Here is a 772-nt window from a genome sequence, read left to right as displayed (position 1 = left end):
ACATGCACCGCATAGGATGGATAAATGCTCTTGGTATAGCGGGTCAAACCAGCAAAGATGATTCCAACTGTTGCAAAGACGAAGATATCTAACAGACTAGGCAGGCTTGAAAAATGAGGGAGAGCAAATAAAATAGAAGGAAGAAGCAAATCAAGACCAAATCGCGAATGCTTAAAGAAAGCGTGTTGCAGTAATCCTCTATAGATTAACTCTTCCATCAGTGGAACCAGAAAGAACAGGGCTATATAAATACCTAGCTCTGCAAAGTTAGTCCCACTATAACCAATCAATACAGCCCAACCTTCCGCAGTTGACTGAACATGTTTAGCTGTCTGAACGTTAAAAGAGATCTGGAGCACTACCACTAATACTGTCAAAATCGAATACCAAAGCCATTTTTTTCTTGGAATGCGAAAGAGATAACCATGGCCTGTCTTAACAAGAACCACAATCATGACTCCAATAAAAAGTAAACTCAAGATATTTTGAATCCAGAAGAAATTGCCTATCTGAGAAGAAAATTGCCAATAATTTTGAACAATAGACGTCAGCTGAGAAAGACCAAATACGAAAAATAGGTAGGATAAAATTGCACTTGTTTTGAATAGAAGCTGATACTTTTTCATAGAAATTCTTCCTCATTTCTTATATTTCAGCCTATATTCCACATAAATGAAAACCTGCTCCTATATAACCAAGGTCACGATAACCACGCGGGCAGTACCCACTTACTGGGAAAGGACCTGAATTTTTTAATATAGAAGGGTAAGAA

At 37.8% G+C, this 772-nt stretch carries 1 protein-coding gene and 1 pseudogene; both read right to left on the bottom strand.

Translation table 11 applies throughout. The features are described 5' to 3' along the window. On the bottom strand, positions 1-626 hold a 626-nt coding region (locus B7709_RS00115; protein WP_084970736.1), incomplete at its 3' end, for a CPBP family intramembrane glutamic endopeptidase. Positions 627-657: 31 nt separating this feature from the next. Then, positions 658-772: pseudogene (locus tag B7709_RS10325) on the bottom strand (ComC/BlpC family peptide pheromone/bacteriocin); the annotation flags it as partial.

It is taken from the genome of Streptococcus oralis subsp. dentisani (genome assembly GCF_002096335.1).
Classification (GTDB): Bacteria; Bacillota; Bacilli; order Lactobacillales; family Streptococcaceae; genus Streptococcus; species Streptococcus oralis_Z.
The sequence above is the reverse complement of the archived record's forward strand: the minus strand, read 5'-3'. Positions and strand labels throughout refer to the sequence as shown.